At 60.6% G+C, this 17,977-nt stretch carries 15 protein-coding genes; 2 read left to right on the top strand and 13 right to left on the bottom strand.

The features are described from left to right. Positions 1-2: 2 nt before the first annotated feature. The 10 genes from QM647_RS07205 to QM647_RS07250 form a co-directional block, all read right to left on the bottom strand. Positions 3-728 carry a hypothetical protein gene (locus tag QM647_RS07205; protein WP_414994830.1) on the bottom strand — a complete coding sequence of 242 codons (726 nt, stop codon included), beginning with the start codon at positions 726-728 and terminating at the stop codon, positions 3-5. A 122-nt stretch (positions 729-850) separates the two neighbouring features. Further along, a complete protein-coding gene (locus tag QM647_RS07210; protein ID WP_414994831.1) occupies positions 851-1,531 on the bottom strand; it encodes a hypothetical protein in 681 nt (226 codons plus the stop codon). A 127-nt stretch (positions 1,532-1,658) separates the two neighbouring features. Continuing rightward, complete coding sequence (locus QM647_RS07215; RefSeq protein ID WP_414994832.1) at positions 1,659-3,077, bottom strand: NAD(P)(+) transhydrogenase (Re/Si-specific) subunit beta; 1,419 nt, start codon at positions 3,075-3,077, stop codon at positions 1,659-1,661. After that, complete coding sequence (locus QM647_RS07220; protein WP_414994833.1) at positions 3,077-3,445, bottom strand: NAD(P) transhydrogenase subunit alpha; 369 nt, start codon at positions 3,443-3,445, stop codon at positions 3,077-3,079. Before QM647_RS07220 ends, QM647_RS07215 begins: the two co-directional genes overlap by 1 nt. Beyond that, positions 3,432-3,818 (bottom strand): nuclear transport factor 2 family protein, encoded by a 387-nt coding sequence (locus QM647_RS07225; RefSeq protein WP_414994834.1) that lies wholly within the window; start codon positions 3,816-3,818, stop codon positions 3,432-3,434. Before QM647_RS07225 ends, QM647_RS07220 begins: the two co-directional genes overlap by 14 nt. Further along, on the bottom strand, positions 3,818-4,954 hold the full coding sequence (locus tag QM647_RS07230; protein ID WP_414994835.1) for a Re/Si-specific NAD(P)(+) transhydrogenase subunit alpha: 1,137 nt from the start codon (positions 4,952-4,954) through the stop codon (positions 3,818-3,820). The genes QM647_RS07225 and QM647_RS07230 overlap by 1 nt, the downstream gene beginning before the upstream one ends. A 219-nt stretch (positions 4,955-5,173) precedes the next feature. Next, positions 5,174-5,419, bottom strand: a complete 246-nt coding sequence (locus QM647_RS07235; RefSeq protein ID WP_414994836.1) for an aa3-type cytochrome c oxidase subunit IV — start codon at positions 5,417-5,419, stop codon at positions 5,174-5,176. Positions 5,420-5,481: 62 nt separating this feature from the next. After that, entirely contained in the window at positions 5,482-6,642 is a 1,161-nt protein-coding gene (locus tag QM647_RS07240) for an FAD-dependent oxidoreductase (RefSeq protein ID WP_414994837.1), read from the bottom strand. Positions 6,643-6,780: 138 nt separating this feature from the next. Then, positions 6,781-8,079: an amidohydrolase family protein gene (locus QM647_RS07245; protein ID WP_414994838.1), complete on the bottom strand. Its 1,299-nt coding sequence runs from the start codon at positions 8,077-8,079 to the stop codon at positions 6,781-6,783. A 67-nt stretch (positions 8,080-8,146) separates the two neighbouring features. Next, entirely contained in the window at positions 8,147-9,952 is a 1,806-nt protein-coding gene (locus QM647_RS07250) for a M3 family oligoendopeptidase (RefSeq protein WP_414994839.1), read from the bottom strand. 207 nt (positions 9,953-10,159) lie between these two features. On the opposite strand from QM647_RS07250, the gene QM647_RS07255 reads away from it, so the two are divergent. Then, positions 10,160-11,620, top strand: coding sequence for a sigma-54-dependent transcriptional regulator (locus QM647_RS07255; RefSeq protein WP_414994840.1), 1,461 nt, complete (start codon positions 10,160-10,162; stop codon positions 11,618-11,620). Here the strand turns inward: QM647_RS07255 and QM647_RS07260 are convergent. Beyond that, positions 11,604-12,998 carry an MFS transporter gene (locus tag QM647_RS07260; protein WP_414994841.1) on the bottom strand — a complete coding sequence of 465 codons (1,395 nt, stop codon included), beginning with the start codon at positions 12,996-12,998 and terminating at the stop codon, positions 11,604-11,606. The two genes, QM647_RS07255 and QM647_RS07260, sit on opposite strands and share 17 nt — an antisense overlap. A gap of 138 nt (positions 12,999-13,136) precedes the next feature. On the opposite strand from QM647_RS07260, the gene QM647_RS07265 reads away from it, so the two are divergent. Beyond that, on the top strand, positions 13,137-14,261 hold the full coding sequence (locus QM647_RS07265) for a lactonase family protein (RefSeq protein ID WP_414994842.1): 1,125 nt from the start codon (positions 13,137-13,139) through the stop codon (positions 14,259-14,261). On the opposite strand, the gene QM647_RS07270 is transcribed toward QM647_RS07265, so the two are convergent. Further along, positions 14,258-16,594: a GH36-type glycosyl hydrolase domain-containing protein gene (locus QM647_RS07270; protein ID WP_414994843.1), complete on the bottom strand. Its 2,337-nt coding sequence runs from the start codon at positions 16,592-16,594 to the stop codon at positions 14,258-14,260. The genes QM647_RS07265 and QM647_RS07270 overlap by 4 nt on opposite strands. Then, positions 16,591-17,952, bottom strand: coding sequence for an MFS transporter (locus QM647_RS07275; RefSeq protein WP_414994844.1), 1,362 nt, complete (start codon positions 17,950-17,952; stop codon positions 16,591-16,593). The genes QM647_RS07270 and QM647_RS07275 overlap by 4 nt, the downstream gene beginning before the upstream one ends. Between the last annotated feature and the right edge of the window lie 25 nt (positions 17,953-17,977).

Genomic DNA, 17,977 nt, shown 5'->3' on the forward strand with positions numbered 1-17,977 from the left:
GCCTATTTCGGGGCATTGTCGTAATGCGCCAGGCTGACCGTGCTGCTGAAATGCAGGCGGACAGCGCCATTCATCTCTGACGGCACATAATAGGGCGTTCCAGCGGGATATTCGCCGGAGGTCGTGGTGCGGGGCAGGGGCTTCTTCTGACCATTGGCCAGTTCGGCCTCGCCGGTGCCGCCACCGACAAAATATACGCGGTCGAGCTTCGGCACCATCAGGGCCAGCGCCCCGGCGATCTTGCCCATGGCGGCATTGCCCTGCTTGATGCCGGTATTCAGGGCGGCGGCATCGTAGGTTCTGCCATCGGGCTGCGGGGAATAGACGTGCAACTTCATGGCATAGGTGCCGCCGGCCGGTCCGCTGACCGTAATGCGCGCACCACCATTCAGTTGTTCACGCGTCGGCAGGGGCGAGATGCGGCCATCCGGAGCGATGCGCAAGGGAAGAGTCTGGCCATTATAGGCCATGCTGATCTTCACAGCGGCCGGGTCGGCGCGCTTGATGCGGACGGCGTAATAGATGGCCAGCTGGCTACGATCGGCCGCCGGGAGGTTTAGAAATCCCCTCAGGCCCGGAAAGGCTTCCGAAGCGGCGGCCTCCTGTGTGGTGATACCATTGGCGGTGGTTTGCGCCAGAACGGGCGTCGCCGCCAGGGGGGCGCTGGTCAGGCTCAGGGCCAGCAGGCCGGACGCGGTTTTTGACAGGGATTTCATCAGCTTGGACATGGTTACCATCACTACAGTTTTGTTATGAAGCTATCATAACGTCCGGTATTGTAAAAAATTAAGGCTGAACCGTAGCTGAACGTATCCGAAAGCCTTTTGCTGAGTTCAGAAGGGGGGAATGGCTAGTTTCGGTCCATGATCAGCAGACGGGACGGCATGTCAGGGAAGGTCAGGGTGACGGCGGTTGGCCACTCGGAAGGGACAAAGGCGATATAGGCGGGACTGTAAGCACCATTTTTTTCCTTTGCCGCAGGCGTTAGCGGCAGGGTGCGAATATCTCCATTGGCCAGCCGTACCTGCCCGCTACTGACGCCATATATACCGACGCGATCCAGAGTAGGTACGGCCATGGCCAGCAGGCCGGCGGCTTTTTTGGCGCCTGCAGAGGCCTGGTTTACGGCAAGAGCCAGATTGTGAGCATCAAGGGTAGGGGCTGGTAATTGGCTCGGTATCACATCGAGAGACACACCGAACTTCGCGCCAGTGGGGCGCGTAAAGGTCAATTGCGCCCTGTTCTTTAGCTGAGCCGATGTTGGCAGGGGGGATAAGGTATTACGGCCGTCCGGCACGATTTGTGTACCGTCCGTCAATTTCAGGCTGATCTGATCGGGTTGAGCGCCCTGAATGATCAGGCGATAGGAAAGCCGGAATTGACTACGCTCTGTAGGGGGCAGATTGTAATAATTGCTGAGGAAAGGGAAAAATTTCTCAGCGGGAATGGTTTTTGATTCCGTGGCAGGCACTGCCTGGGCCGGCAGGGTTAGGAAAGCGACGACGGAAGCGAGAAGGGCGCGGCGGTGCATGATATCCCCCAAAATCTTACCGCTGAAACTTATCGCCCATTGTGTGGAATTTAAGGCATCAGGTGGCCGTATTTCGCCTTCATTTCCCGTGCCGGGGCAATGGTTGCGGACGGCCGTGTCCTGATGCTTAAAGTCCCTTCACAATGCCTTCGACCATCTTCTTGGCATCCCCAAAGAGCATCATGGTGTTGTCCTTGAAGAACAGCTCGTTTTCCACGCCGGCATAGCCCGCCGACATGCCGCGTTTGATAAAGAGGATGGTACGCGCCTTCTCAACCTCAAGGATCGGCATGCCGAAAATGGCGGAGCTTGGGTCGGTCTTGGCCGCCGGATTGGTGACGTCATTGGCGCCGATGACGAAGGCGACATCTGCCGTGGCGAACTCGGAATTGATGTCCTCCAGCTCGAACACCTCATCATAAGGCACATTGGCTTCTGCCAGCAGGACGTTCATGTGGCCCGGCATCCGTCCGGCCACGGGGTGAATGGCGTATTTCACCTCCACGCCTTCCTCCTTCAGCTTGTCGGCCATTTCGCGCAGGGCGTGCTGGGCCTGGGCGACCGCCATGCCGTAGCCGGGGACGATTATGACCTTGGAGGCGTTCTTCATGATAAAGGCGGCGTCGTCGGCCGAGCCTTGCTTGACCGGGCGCGTTTCGACCTTGCCACCGGCGGCAGCGGCCGTATCCCCGCCGAAGCCGCCCATGATGACGCTGAAGAAGTTGCGGTTCATGCCCTTGCACATGATGTAGCTGAGAATGGCGCCAGAGGAGCCGACCAGCGCGCCGGTGATGATCAGGGCGATATTTTCCAGCGTAAAACCGAGTGCCGCCGCCGCCCAGCCGGAATAGGAGTTGAGCATGGAGACGACGACCGGCATGTCGGCGCCGCCGATCGGGATGATCAGGGTGATGCCGAGCACCAGGGCCAGCAGGAAGATGCCCCAGAAGGCCCAGGTGGCCAGGCCGTGGGTGGCGATCAGGGTAACGATCAGCGCTACGATGGCGACGCCCAGGGCAATGTTGATCAGATGACGGGCCGGCAGGATGATCGGTGCGCCGGACATATTGCCATTGAGCTTGGCGAAGGCGATGACCGAACCGGTGAAAGTAATGGCGCCGATGGCCACACCGAGCGACAGTTCGATCAATGATTGCGCCTTGATACCGCCGGCGCCGTCATCGATGCCGAAGGCTTGCGGGGCATAGAGGGCGCCGACCGCCACCATGCAGGCGGCGAGGCCGACCAGCGAGTGGAAGGCGGCAACGAGCTGCGGCATGGAGGTCATGGAGACCTTCTGCGCGATGGTCATGCCGACAATGCCGCCGACCGCGATGCCGCACAGGATGATGACGATGGTAACCGGATCGAGATCGCCCTTGCCGAGGAGCGACAGCAAGGTAACGCCGATGGCGATGGCCATACCGATCATGCCGTAGAGATTGCCCTTGCGGCTGGTTTCAGGAGATGAAAGCCCGCGCAGAGCCAGAATGAAAAGGACGCCCGAAACGAGATAGGAAAGGGCGGAGATATTGGCGAAATCCATTATTCAGCCTCCTTTTTCACATTTTTTTGCCCTACCGCTTCGCTGCTTGAGGGCTGAGGCTTTTCCTTCTTCTTGTACATGGCCAGCATCCGGCGCGTGACCATGAAGCCGCCGAATATATTGACGGCTGCCAGCGCCGACGCGATGCCGCCGGCGCCTTTCGATACCCAGACGCCGATCCCTGCGCCATCGGCATGGGCCGCGGCGGCGATCAGGGCACCGACGATGATGACCGAGGAAATGGCGTTGGTGACCGCCATCAGCGGCGTATGCAGAGCGGGTGTGACGCTCCAGACCACATAGTAACCGACAAAGATCGCCAGCACGAAGATGGCCAGGCGGAAGATGGTGGGATCAACGGCTTCCATAGTTTTTCCTCTTGATCGGAGCGGTCGAGAAGGCGGCAGTGGCCCGGCGGATCAGGCCTTGGTCATCATATTCAAAGGTCTCGGTGACGATGTGGCTCGACTGATTGCGATAAACGAGCGTATGGCCCTGCACGCTCAGGCAGTTGGCAACCGGCTCATATTTCAGGTTTGGTATCCGCGGCAACATATTGGAAACATAGGCATAGAAGGCCTGGATGTCGGTCAGCGCGCCATCGTCGGACAGGCCAAGCTTGCGGATGAATGGCGAGGTGAAAACCAGATCATCGGCGTAAAGATCGCAAATGTTCTGCGCATCGCGCGCGTTCCACGCTTCGTACCATTCGGCGGCTTTTTGTTCGTAATCTACGGCCATCAGGCACTCTTCAGGTTGGGGTGAACGATCGCACCGCCTGAGGTGACCAGCGCGGCCTTGAGGATTTCATCTTCGCTGTCCGGCGCCAGATGGCCGTCCTTGTCGATCAGCAGGCCGACAAAGGCTTGCAGGTTCTTGGCGTATAGCGCGGAGGCATCGGCGGCGATGGAGGCGACGATATTGGAGACGCCGATGATCCTGACCCCGTTCACATCCACCACCTGATCGGCGATGCAGCCTTCGACATTGCCGCCCTGGGGGGCGGCGAGGTCGATCAGCACCGAGCCGGGCTTCATGCTGGCCACCATCTCCTTCGTCACCAGGATTGGCGCCTGACGGCCGGGGATCAGGGCTGTGGTGATGACGATATCCTGTTTGGCGATATGCGAAGCGGTCAGTGCGGCCTGCTTGGCCTTGTATTCCGCCGACATCTCCTTGGCGTAGCCGCCGGCGGTCTGGGCATTTTTGAATTCCTCGTCCTCAACCGCCAGGAACTTGGCGCCCAGGCTCTCCACCTGTTCCTTGGTCGCCGGACGGACATCGGTGGCGGTGACGACCGCGCCCAGCCGGCGGGCGGTGGCGATGGCCTGCAGGCCGGCAACGCCGACGCCCATGATAAAGGCCTTGGCGGGGGCGACCGTGCCGGCGGCGGTCATCATCATCGGGAAGGCCTTGCCATAGGCATGGGCGGCCTCGATGACGGCGCGGTAGCCGGCGAGATTGGCTTGCGACGACAGCACGTCCATCACCTGAGCGCGGGTGATGCGCGGCACGAATTCCATGGCATAGGCCGAGGCGCCTTTGTCAGCGAGCGCTTTCAGCGTATCGGCTTCGCGGTAGGGATCGAGCGTGGCGATGACAATGGCGCCGGCTTTCAGCGCGGTGATCTCATCCTTTGCCGGGCCGCGCACCTTGAGCACGATATCGGCATCCTTGAGTGCGTCCTTGGCAGATTTGACGATCGTAGCGCCAGCGGCGGTGAAGGCCTCGTCAGTGATCGAGGCCTTGAGGCCCGCGCCCGACTGGATTTTCACTGTCAGGCCGGCCGAGGTCCATTTCTTCACCGTGTCCGGGGTGGCGGCCACGCGGGTCTCGCCCGCGGTTTGTTCCGTGGTGACGGCAAGGGTTAAGCCCACGATATTGTCCCTCTGCTGCGGTCATATGTAACGACGTGAGAGTCGCGTTATTTTCGATTTGTTTGTTATGGACAAACAGGCGTCAAGTCAAAGCCTCGTGACGCGATATTCAATAACGTCAGGCTTTACCAAAACTAAATTGACACCGGTGTCATTGATTCATCGCAAGCAGGTGCTGGCTGGGGCAGCTTTACGTCCATGCGATATCGAAGAAAGGATTCAGTGCGCGGAGTCAGGCTTTGTCTTGAGCATGAACCAGCCGACGGCGGCCACGACGATGGCACTGATCAGGGCGGTGAGCCAGCCCAACTTGGTGCAGGTCAGGATAACGAGGAAGACCAGTATGACCGCCAGGAACAGGCTGCACCACTTGGTCAGGTGCGTGAACAGCTCATACGAGCTCTGTTGCTGATGGATATCCATCTGGCCGTGAACGTAATCGGAATCATCGTGAGAGTCGGCCATGATCATATATCCTTAAACGGGCAGGTGTTTGTCCCTGCGAACAGTGTTTCCTGCCTCAAGTCTTACAAAAGGCCACCCGTTTGGTCAATGTGCTTTGGCCGCGTCAAAAAGTCCAATGACAACCGCCCCTTCAGCTTGCGCAAGATGCGCCGCGCCGTCCAGTAGGGACCGGTGCCGACCGCATTGCCGCGACCGCGCAGCGAGCTTTTGAGCGAGGTCCGGTCGTTGCGGCGCTTGACCGGATCGTTGTAGAAGCTGACGATCTTGTCGCGGCCCATGCCGGGCGTGGCCAGCCAGTGCGGCAGATGGTGCCGGGCCAGGCGGCTGACATCGTAAAGGACGCGCAGCATGCCGGTGCCGGAGGCTGGGCAGGGGGAATGAAAGGCATCGCCTATGAGAACGACGCCGTCGCGGCGATGACCGCTGACTTTGTACAGGTCCGTGCCGCGCGCTTCGCAGCGCCCCTTGAGTTCGGCCCCTTGCAGCCATTGCGCCGCTTCCGGGCAGATTTCAGCGAGTCCGGTAAGGGGATCGCGGCTCATCGCGCGTGTCCACGGATGGTTCAGGCCGCGAAAACTGAAGATATTGACGCGCGTCTCGCCCGGCATCGGAAAGACGCTGACATAGCCGATGCCGCTGTCACTGAGCGGAAAGAAGATCCGCGAGGCGATGAAACGGTCGGTGGTCAAGCTGAAGCCCAGGCAGACGGAATGGTTTTCGCTGATCGTGCGGGACTGGATACCGAGGCTGGCGCGCAGGGCGGGCATGCGTCCGGACGCTAGAACGACGAGGCGGCCGGTAAAGCGTTCGCCGCTAGGGGTAATGACCGTCTGGCGGTCTACGGATGTCTCCACCTGTTCGATCATGGCTTCGACAAAGCGCACGCTTGCCGGCCAGGCGGATCTGACGCTGGCCACCCAATCATGGTGGTGGGCGCCGCAATCGGTCAGACTGGGGTTTGCAGTATAGGCATGGGGATGCCCTTTCGGTGGGTGACAGACGCTGGCAAAGCAATCCAGCGCCTCTAGCTCACGCAGAAGGGCGATCTGTTCCGTCCCCAGCTTCTCATTGCGGAACATCGGTTTGGGCGTGCGGTGCGGATCGAAGACGGTCACGGCATGACCGTCTCGGGCCAGGATCAGGGCCAGGAGCGAGCCAGCAATACCGCCGCCGACGATCAATACGCGATCAGTATCCTGGGGTTCTGAGATATGGGCCGGCATGGCGCACCTGATAGACGGAAAAATCCATCATGGCATGAAGGCCCTAATTCTCCCTTAAGGGCGCCGGGCGTCGATCATTTTAATTCAACGTTTACAACGCATTGCGTCTGCTTTGTAATAAAATACCTCCGCTGCGGGTCAGGAGGGATCGACCGGCTTACCATCGCGCTTGTAGATATCGCCGCCCTTCATGACAAAGGCAGGGTGCTCCAGCACGGTGACGTCGCTCAGCGGGTCGCCGGTGACGCCGACGATATCGCCGTAGTGCCCGACCTTCAGGCTGCCGACATCGTCCTTCCAGCCCAGGGCCTCGCTGGCGGTCACCGTAGCGGTCTGGATGGCCTGCAGGGGCGTGGCGCCGTAGCGGACCATAACGGCGAACTGTCTGGCGTTATCGCCGTGCGGATAGATGCCGGCGTCGGTGCCGAAGATCATCTTCACGCCAGCCTTGAGCGACTTGCGGAAATTCTCGCGCTGGATTTCGCCGATATCCGCATCCTTCTTTAGGTTCTCCGGCAGGACGCCGTTTTTCGCGCCCTCGGACTGAGTGTAGTCGGTATTGTAGATATCCATCGAGAAATAGCTGCCGTGCTGGACGGCCAGCCTGATGCCTTCGTCATCGACGAGGCTGGCGTGCTCGATGGTATCGACACCGGCGCGGATAGCGTCGGCAATGCCCGAGGCGCCGTGCGCGTGCGCGGCCACCTTCAGACCGTCCATATGGGCTTCATCGACAATCGCCTTCATTTCAGCCAGCGACAGTTGCTGGGCGCCGGGCGTGTCGCCACGCGAGAAGACGCCGCCAGTAGCGCAGATCTTGATGACCGTGGCGCCGTATTTCTTGAGGGTCCGGACCGTCTTTACGCCTTCCTCGGGGCTATCGACATTATACGGGCCGTGCGCATTGAAGGAGGGCGGAAAGTAGGTTTCGTCGCAATGGCCGCCGGTGGCGCCGAAGGCATAGGTGGCGGTGACCATGCGCGGGCCGATGACATAGCCGTTGTCGATGCCTTCACGCAGGCCGACATCGTTGAAATCGTCCGAACCGACGTTGCGCACGGTGGTGAAGCCGGCCTGGAGCGTCTTGCGGGCGTTCTTCACCGCCACCGTCATCCAGAAGCGGTCCGACATCTGCAGATAGTTATAGCCGCTGAATTCCGGCGTGGAATCGATATGGACGTGCATGTCGATAAGGCCGGGCAGCAGGGTGACGCCAGGCAGATCGACTTTTTCGGCATCGGTGGGGATGGCCACCTGGCCCTGAACGCCTTCGGCGGTGATGCGCCCGTCGGTAATGACGACCACCGGATGGGGGACGACCTTGCCGGTTTCGACCTCGATCAGCTTGTCGGCGGTGACCGCCACGGTTTTGGCGTGAGCGGCCGACGCCAGGACGGATAAGGCGGCGGTCAAAAGCAGCAGGTGTTTCATGATCATCCCCGGAAAATCGTAAGATTGGAGACGATCATGAAACGATGATGAGATCAAGCGCCAGAAGTGTGAACTACACCAGGGCCTCAAAAGCATCGATCAGGCCTTCCAGACGGGCACAGCCCATCTTCCAGAAGGCCTTGTCGCGCGGGTTCATGCCGAAGGGCGTCAGCGCCTCGACATAGGTCTTCGTGCCGCCGCCGGCCAGCAGTTCGCGATAGAGCGGCGTGAAGGCTTCGGGATTCTCGCGACGCTTTTCCATCAGGGCTGAGACCAGCAGATCGCCGAAAGCATAGGCGTAGACATAGAAGGGTGAGTGGACGAAGTGGCTGACATAGGCCCAGTAGACCTCGTAGCCATCGTTCAGCTTGATCGCCGGCCCCAGGGATTCGCCCATGACGTCCAGCCACAGGGCATTGATCTGATCGAGCGCCACTTCGCCTTCGAGACGGGCGGCATGGAACTTTTCCTCGAAACGGTGGAAGGCGATCTGACGAATGACGCTGTTGAGGCCATCCTCGATCTTGCCAGCCAGCAGCGCCTTCTTCTCTTCCAGAGTGGCGGTCGCGACCAGATGCTCGAACACCAGGCCTTCGGCGAAGATGGAGGCGGTTTCAGCCAGGGTCAGCGGGGTATCGGCCAGGATCGAGCCGAGCGGCTGGCAGAGGGTCTGGTGGACGGCGTGGCCGAGCTCATGCGCCAGGGTCAGGACTTCGCGGCGGTCGCCGGTGAAGTTGAGCATGACGTAAGGATGGCGGTTGGCCGTCACCGGATGGGCATAGGCGCCGGAGGATTTGCCGGGGCGCGGCGCGGCATCGATCCATGGTTGATCGAAAAAGCGCTGGGCGCGTTCGGCGAATTCCGGACCCATCTGGGCGAAGCTGTCGAGCACGATCTTTTTCGCTTCGGACCAGCTGTAAAGCTTCTGCACATCCTGGGTCAGGGGGGCGTTGCGGTCCCAGTAATCCAGTTGCTTGCGGCCCATGATCCTGGCCTTCAGTCTGTAATAGCGGTGCGACAGGTTGGTGTAGGATTCGCTGACGGCCTCGGCCATGGCGTCGACCGCGTCCTTGTCGACCTCATTGGCGAGGTGGCGCGAGGCGGCGGGATCTTCATACTTGCGCCAGCGGTCTTCGACCTGCTTTTCAAAGGCCAGGGTATTGAGCGACAGGGCCAGGATCGGCGCATTGTCCTTCAGGGCGGCGCTGAGGCCGGCCGCGGCCGCCTTGCGCACCGGAGCCTGCGGTGCGGAGAGGCGGGTGAGGGCCTCGTTTAGCGTTAGGGACTCTTTTCCGACCTTGGCGCGCAGGCGTGTCAGGGTCTCGTCGAACAGGCGCGTCCACTGGCCGACGGCGGGCATGCGCTCCAGCAGCAGGCGTTCGAGATCTGGCGTCAGTTCGTGCGGGCGGCTGGCGCGGATACGGCGCAGCCACGGGCGCCACTTCTGGGCCTTGTCAACGGCTTTAAGCGCGTTCTCGATTTCCCAGTCCTCGAGCTGGTTCAGTTCGAGCGACAGGAACAGGCTGTCGGCCGAGATCATTGCGGCCTGGGTGCCGAGATCGGACTGCATCTTGGCGATGCGGGCATTCTCGCGATCAATGGTTGAGGCAAGCGTGGCATAGGCCAGGGCGCCGCCCATATCGTCCATCGCCTTCTCGTACAGGCTGGCGGCCTGATCGATCAGCAGACCGAGCCGTTCCGGATTGGCACGTGCCGAAACGAACTGCCCCTGCAGTTTGGCCAGTTCCTTGACGCTTTTCTCTCCGCGCGCGAAATCCTGCGCAATTTTCGGGTCTTCCGGGCCGTTATAGAGGTCGGAGAGGTCCCAGATCGGGAGCTGCTGGGCGGAATCGGCGGAAAGGGATGTGTGCGTGTTCATGAGATCGGACATAGCCATAAAGCGGCAAAAAATCGAGGGGCATCCGGCATTTTCTATTAGGGGCGTTTCGATCCCGATGTCCCGATCGGTGCGAAAACGGGACATTAACTATAGGTCTACACCTCATTTTCACCCGCTGAGGGTAGGTTTGTCTCAAAACAGGCCGATGTCAAAGACGCGGCCACTCAGACTGATGGTGAAATTGAAATGGCGAAAACGATCCTGATCTGTGACGACGACCCGACGCAGCGCCGCCTGATCCAGGCGGTTCTGGAGCGCGAGGGCTTCTCCGTGCTCCATGCGGAAAATGGCGCCCAGGCCTATGAGCGCCTGTCGCAGAATTCAGGCATCGACGCCGTCATTCTCGATCTGGTCATGCCCGGCCAGTCCGGCATCGATACGCTGAAGGAAATCCGCGCCGCCGGCATCCGTACGCCGGTGGTGGTGCTGACCGCTTCGGGCGGGATCGACACCGTGGTCAAGGCCATGCAGGCCGGGGCGCAGGACTTCTTCATCAAGCCGGCCTCGCCCGAACGCATTCTGGTATCGGTGCGCAACGCCCTGCAGATGGGCGACATGGTTGCCGAGGTGGCGCGCCTGAAGAAGCACACCGCGAACCGCACCTCCTTCGATGACCTGATCGGCACCTCGCCGGCCATGCAGATGGTCCGTCGCCTGGGCGAACGCGCCGCCCGCTCCTCCATTCCCGTGCTGATCCTTGGCGAAAGCGGCGTCGGTAAGGAACTGATCGCCCGCGCCATCCAGGGCTCCTCCGACCGCGCCGGCAAGCCGTTCGTGGCGGTCAACTGCGGCGCCTTGCCGGAAAACCTGGTCGAATCCATCCTTTTTGGTCACGAAAAGGGTTCGTTCACCGGCGCTTCGGATAAGCACCTCGGCAAGTTCCAGGAAGCCAATGGCGGCACCCTGTTCCTCGACGAGGTGGGTGAACTGCCGCTCGACATGCAGGTCAAGCTGCTGCGCGCCCTGCAGGAAGGCGAGATTGATCCGGTTGGTTCCAAGCGTCCGGTAAAGGTCGATGTTCGCATCATTTCGGCGACCAACCGCAACCTGGCCGATCAGGTCAAGGCGGGTGCCTTCCGTGAAGATTTATTCTATCGTCTCAATGTCTTCCCGGTGGAAGCGCCGTCTTTACGTGAGCGTCGCGACGATATCCCGGCCCTGATCGATCACTTCATCCGCCGCTTTAACGTGGAAGAGGGCAAGCGCGTCAGCGGCGTATCGGCCGAGGCCATGCAGCTTCTGTGCGCCTATGACTGGCCGGGCAATGTCCGCCAGCTCGAAAACACCGTCTATCGCGCCATTGTCCTGGCCGACAGCCCGCATCTGCAGGCCTTCGACTTCCCGGCGATCAGCGGCCAGGTGGCGCCCCTGCTGCCTGTGGCGGACACCCAGGTCTATGCGGTTGAACCTCACGCCCATGTTGAGGATCACCACGATGCTCTGCATGACGCACCTGTCCGTATCCTCGATGAGGCCGGCCATCTGCGCAAGCTGGAAGATATCGAGCGTGATCTGATCGAGCACGCCATCGGCGTCTATGCGGGGCATATGTCGGAAGTCGCCCGCAGGCTGGGCATTGGTCGATCGACCCTCTATCGCAAGGTCCGTGACTGCGGGCTGGAAGGCCTGGTCAGGGAAGCCGGTTAGTTTCTGCCGGCTTGGGGGAAAAGGTCGCCAGTAATTGCGCCTGCAGCCTGAGCACCTTTTCCGGTGTCAGGTTGTAAAGATAGATCACGCCGATACCAGCCAGTGCCAGCCCGGCGGGCGCCGGTCCCATCAGCAGGCGGATATTTTCGATGACCAGTGGCGGGGGCGTGGCCTTGCCGGCATAGCTGGACAGAGCCCAGCCGATAAAACCGGCCGCAGCTGCGGCGCCGATTTTTTTCGAGAACATAATCATAGAATAGGTCATGGCCGTAGCGCGATGACCGCTTTTCCAGGCGTTGAAATCGGCGGCGTCGGCGCACATGGCGAAGGTCAGGGTGCCGATAAGGCCGAAGGCCGCGCCACCTGTCGCCTGAAGCGTGAACATCAGGGGCACCTGGCCCGGTGTGCAGGCGAACAGGCCGGCGCCGGAAAGCGCAATGACACCCAGGGCCAGGGCAATCAGATGTGTCCGGGGCATCAGGCGCGTCAGGAAGGCAACGGCTGCTGATCCGGCCGCCAGTCCCAGGGTGAAGGTCATGACATAGTTGACGACCAGCTTCGGATGCCCGGCATAGATCTTCATGTAGAAGGGGGTGATGGAGGTCCACATCATCGAAGCGGCCGTGACAATCCCTGCCAGAATGAAGAGGACCACCCAGGGACGGGCACCGAACAGGTCTCGCACATCATGCAACGGATTGACATGCGGCTTTGAGGTCAGGGCGAAGCGCTCACGCGTATGCAGGAACAGATTGAGCAGGATGATGACGGCGAAGACGCCATAAATGGTCATGACCAGTTGCCAGCCCAGGGCCTGGTTGTCACGGCTGGCCCAGGCGACGAAGCCGGGCGTTAGCCAAGTGATGAAAACGGCGCTGAGATAAGCCCCGCCGAAGCGCGTGCTCATGATCAGCTCGCGCTGGGAAGAGTCGGGCGTAATGACGCCGGAGAGCGCGTTATAGGCGGTATTGGCGGCCGTATAGATCAGGTTCATCAGGATGAGGCTGAAATAGGCGCTGAAGAGCTGCGATTCGGCGGGCAGGCTGCCAATCGAGAAGAACAGGATGGTGGCCGCTGCTAGCGGCAGGGCCAACCACAGCAACCATGGGCGATAGCGGCCATATTCCGTCTGGGTGCGATCGGCGATGGCGCCGAACACCGGATCGGCGACCGCGCTGATCAGGCGCATGACCACCAGCAGGGTCGCGATACTGGCGAGACTCAGGCCCACGACCTCATTGAGATAAACCATCAGAAAGGCCGACAACGGCGCCCAGTACAGATTGAAACCGGCATCGCCCAGGCTGTAGCTGGCGACTTCGAGGCGACTGACCGGCTCAAAGGCCTGCAGGGGGGATTTATCGCTGGCGGTAGGCATAGGTACGCAACTTGGAGTGAGGATTTCTTGGAGTGAGGATTTCGCAACCATTGTTACCCGCATCCCTTAACGAAACGGAAAGGGTGGCGCTGGTGACGGGACTCCGTCTAAGATGTAGTCAAAAATGAGGAGATACCCATGACGGACAATTCAAATATACCTGTCGGTCTTATCGATCGGCGGTTATTTCTGGCTGGTACGGTGGCGGCGATGGCCGTGCCGGCTTTGGCGAAAGCGGAGGGCACCGACCTGAACCTGTTTGTCGGCACCTACAGTTCGGATACGGCGAAGGGTATTTATCCGCTGACCTATACCGTCGCCACGGACAGCTGGAACCTGGGCCCTGCAAACCCCGCCATTGAGAATGTTTCCTTCGGCGCGTACAGCCCGGCGGCCAAGCGCTGGTATCTGCTCAATGAAAAGGATGAGGGCCGCATCGACGTTTACGATCAATCATGGACTCAGGCCTATGAGGTCTCCAGCCAGGGCAGCAGTCCGTGCTACGCGGCGGTTGATCCGACCGGTGGCTGGCTGGCGGTGGCCAACTATTCCTCAGGCAATGTCGTGGTGTTCAAAATCGGTGAGGAGGGCGGGTTGCAACAGCCGCCCGTCAACCGCCAGAACAAGGGCACGGGGCCGAACAAGGCCCGCCAGGAAGGACCGCACGCGCACTGGGTGCAGTTCCATGGCGACCATATCTACAGTGTCGATCTCGGCACGGACCAGGTGCTGGGCTATGACTTCGACGCATCCGGTGGGGCCATTGGCGAGGCATTCGAGGCCTATAAGGCACCGGGCGGCGCCGGACCGCGCCATCTGGCCTTCCATCCCGACGGCGTTCACGCCTTTCTGGTCACCGAGCTGAGCAGCGTCGTGATCGTGCTGAAAAAGACGGCGAACGGCCGCTTCGAGGCCATACAGACGATCAGCGCCTTGCCGGCTGACTTCAAGGGCGAAAGTTTCTGCGCCCATATCACCCTGAATGCTGCCGCCGACCGTCTCTATGTCTCCAATCGTGGCCACAACAGCATCGCCGTTTTCGATGTGGCCTCGGATGGCCGCCTGACCCTGCGACAGATCGCGCCAACGCTCGGCAACTGGCCGCGCTTCTTTGCCCTTTACGAGGCACAGAAGCGGCTGGTGGTGGCGCACCAGAAGGGTAATGACCTCGTTGTCTTTGAGGTCAAAAGCGATGGAACGCTGGCGCCGAAAAACCAGAGGATCGAGGTGTCGATCCCGGTCTTTATCGGCACGGTGGTCTAGATATTGACGCGTAAATAGTAGGTCTTGCCGGCGACGATGTCTTTAATCGTATCGCCGGCAATGGCCTGTCCATCTACCGTAAGGCCCGGCGTGCCGCGGGATATATCGATCTCGAATGTCGCCCCCCGAAAATGTCGGATCACACGCGCTGAAGGCCAGTCTGGCGGCAGTTGCGGCCGTATGCGCAGGCCTTCTCGGCAGCCTTTCAGGCCGAACAGCCCTTCGATCAGGCTGCGGTAGAGCCAGGCCGCCGTGCCGGTGTTGAACAGGTGTGACGACCGACCGGAGGCCTGGGGATGCTGGCGATGCGCGCCGCGATAGTAGTTGGGCACAAAGACCGGCAACTGCCCGCGCCGCAGATAGTCTTCGTCATTCGGACCGGTCAGCATTTTACGCAATAATTCAAAAGCTTTTTCGGTTTCGTTCACCTGATACAGTGAGTAGATATAGAAGATGGCGGCGTGGTTATAGACCGAACCGTTTTCGGCCACGCCGGGGAACTTCTGAGTCAGGCGGCCGACATCCTCGCGCATGTGGGTATAGGCCGGCGCGATCATTTCGACCCCATAGGGCGTTTCCATTTGCTCGGTGATTGCGGCCACCATGCGGGCCTGCCTGTCACTATTGGCGGCGCCGCTCATCAGGGCGAAGCTCTGCGGATTGAGATAGATACGGCCCTCTGTATCGGCCTTGATGCCGAATTTCACATCGTCATCGGTGATGCCTCGCCCGTACCAGTCGCCATCCCACAGATGGGTGTTCATGGCGTCGTTGAAGGTCTTCGCCGCCCCCGCGAAGGTGCTGCCATCCCGGCCGTCGCTCTCCAGGATCTGCGACCATAGGCGCAGGGAATGCGCCGTCGCCAGTGACAGCCAGCCGGACACGCCCTTGCCCTTCCAGCCGACCATGTTCATCGGATCGTTCCAGTCGCCCTGATCGATGAAGTTCAGCCCGCGACGATCGATCGCCTGTATCAACCATTGATTAGCCGCGGAGATACGGTCGCGCACGGTGCGGGCCAGGCCGGTTTCCACGTCGGTGACCAGTGTGTCGAGCACAGCATAGTCATCGGTCTCGTCGAGATAGGCTTCCATGAGCAGAGCTAGCCAGACGCTGTGATCGGTATGCGGCACCTGATTGATGTATTTCAGCTCGGCGCCGTCATACATGCGGATGCCATCCGGCATGGAGCCATTGGCGTGCTGCTGGGAAAGTGCCTTGAGCAGGGTCTTTCGCGCGGTTTCCGGCTTCACATAGACGCTGCCTATGGCGTCCTGCAGGAAGTTGCGTGTCTGCGGGTCAGTGCTCAGACGGTTGGTGTCGCCGTGATAATAGACCTGGCGCGGCAGCCAGCTATTGACGAAAGCATCCAGGTGCGGATCAGGTGTCTCTATATGGATCGATTTCGCACCAGCCGAAATATAGCCGGCATAGGCCGCGCGGGCGTTCGCAAAACCGTCCGCGGAGAGATAGAGTGATTTCAGGCGGCTGATCTCGGTGTCATCGAAAGCCGGCGCGAACAGGAAGCGATGGCTGACGCTTTCGCCCTTTTCCAGGTCATGATCGAACTGCATCGCGGCGATCGGGTTTTCATACAGCGCCTCGCCATTATCCATCTGCGCGGCCATGATGGCGTCGGGTTTGTGCAGTCCGCCTTCGCCTTCAAATCGGGCCTGCCGGGTCTCGAAGGCGAGCGGCGCCTGTTCACTCAGGAAGGCAACTTTATCTTTCAAGTTTTTGTTTTTGAAATAGTCTTCGATCTTTTGGTAGGCGGTAACGCAGTTGGCGATTATGCCGGCATGCTTGGGATCGTAGGTGGCCGACTGGTTCATCCAGCTCATCAGACCCAGCGGGAAGGCGGGGTACAGGCTCACCTTGCGGTCACGCTTGCCGCTGTTGGTCAGCGTAACCTCCCACAATTCGCAGGCATCCTCGACCGGCAGGGTCAGGGTCAGTTCGATGCGCAGACCGGGGCGGTCAATAATCCAGCGGATATCGGTCGGCGTGACCTCGAAGGCGAAGGCTTCGACCGGGGCGCGCACGGGTTCGTAGGGCGCGGAAAACAGGCCGCCGGTTTCGCGGTCTTTTACGTAGAAAAAGCGGCCGGGGTGGTGGGCATAGGTGCCCTGTTCCGGCAGCATGAAGTGCTTGGCTTCCATGATCTGGGCGCGGGCATACTTGCTGGGTTCCGGCTGCATGAACTGTGCTGTGGCGTAACCGCGCGCCGTCATGTGGATCATCATGTGCGGGTTCCACAGGAAGCCGGCGGCCAGGGGCAGGGCGGTCGGGCTGGTAAGCGTACAGCGGTCGGCGGTAAACGAGATCAAACTCACGATTGGGATTTCCGTTCGGCAAGAGCGGCCTGGATTTCGGCCAGGCGGGTATCGGTCAGGTTATAGAAACACATCAGGATGGCGGCGAGCAGGGCCATGACGCCGGGCACGACGCTGACCAGCAGGACGATGCCGGTTTGCGAGGCGCCGCTCTGCGCCTGGTTGGCGACATAACCCAGACCGGCCAGGACACTGGCAATGACGAAGGAGGCCAGGGCGCCGCCCAGTTTCTGCGAGAAGGTGGCGGCGGCGAAGGTCATGGCGGTGGCGCGGCGGCCGGTTTTCCATTCATTGTAGTCGGCGCAATCGGCATACATCGAAAAGGTCAGGGGTGATTTCGGACCCAGGCACAGGCCGATAGCGATCTGCAGAGCGTACATCAGAGCGATCTGGTCCTTCGGGATAAAGACGAAGACCGAGGACAGGAGACCGACCAGCACCATCAATATGATCAGCAGCCGGCGCTTATCGATCAGGCGGGTGAGCAGGGGCGTGATCAGAGAGCCGGCGGCCAGGGCCACACCATAGGCGGTCAGAAACCATTTGGTCTGATCAGGCCGCTCAACATAGTATTTGATGTAATAGGCGCTGGCCCCCATGCGCGTGCTGATCGTGACCATAACCACCAGCGCCAGCGCAAACATGATCAGCCAGGGGCGGTTTTGCAGCAGGTCGCCTATATCCTTCCACGGGCTGACCTTTTGCTCCATAACCGGCACAACGCGTTCGCGGGCGGTCAGGAACAGGGTGACGAACAGCACGCAGGCGATGAAGCCGTAAATCGTCATGGTCAGTTGCCAGCCCAGAACCTCATTGGCGCCGCCCAGCCATTTCACCAGTGTGGGGGTCATATAGGTGACGAAGGTGCCGCCGAGAAAGCCGCCGACGAAGCGGAAACTGTTGAGCTGGGTACGGGCCTGCGGTGCGTTGGTCAGCACGCCGGAAAGCGCACCGTAAGGGATATTGACCACCGAATAGATGACCATCATCAGGGCGAAGGTGGTGTAGGCATAGATCAGCTTGGCGGTCGAATCGAGATCGGGCGTGGTGAAGGTCAGCACGCCGGACGCGGCCAGCGGCACGGCGCCCCACAGCAGCCAGGGTCGAAAGCGCCCCCATTTCGTGCGTGTGCGATCGGCTATCGCGCCCATGATGGGATCGGCGAAGGCGTCGACCAGCTTGGTGGTGAGCAGCATGGTGCCGGCGGCCGCGGCATTGAGGCCGAAGCTGTCGGTATAGAAGATCAGCAGAAAGGCGCTGATGGTCGTCCAGTAGAGATTGAAACCGAAATCGCCCGATCCATAGCTGATCTTTTCCACCCAGCCGGGCGTGCTGCGCGCCTGTGCCTTGCCTGCCATTCTTCCCAACATATTCTTGTTTTGT

Source organism: Asticcacaulis sp. (assembly GCF_047605585.1).
GTDB lineage: Bacteria > Pseudomonadota > Alphaproteobacteria > Caulobacterales > Caulobacteraceae > Asticcacaulis.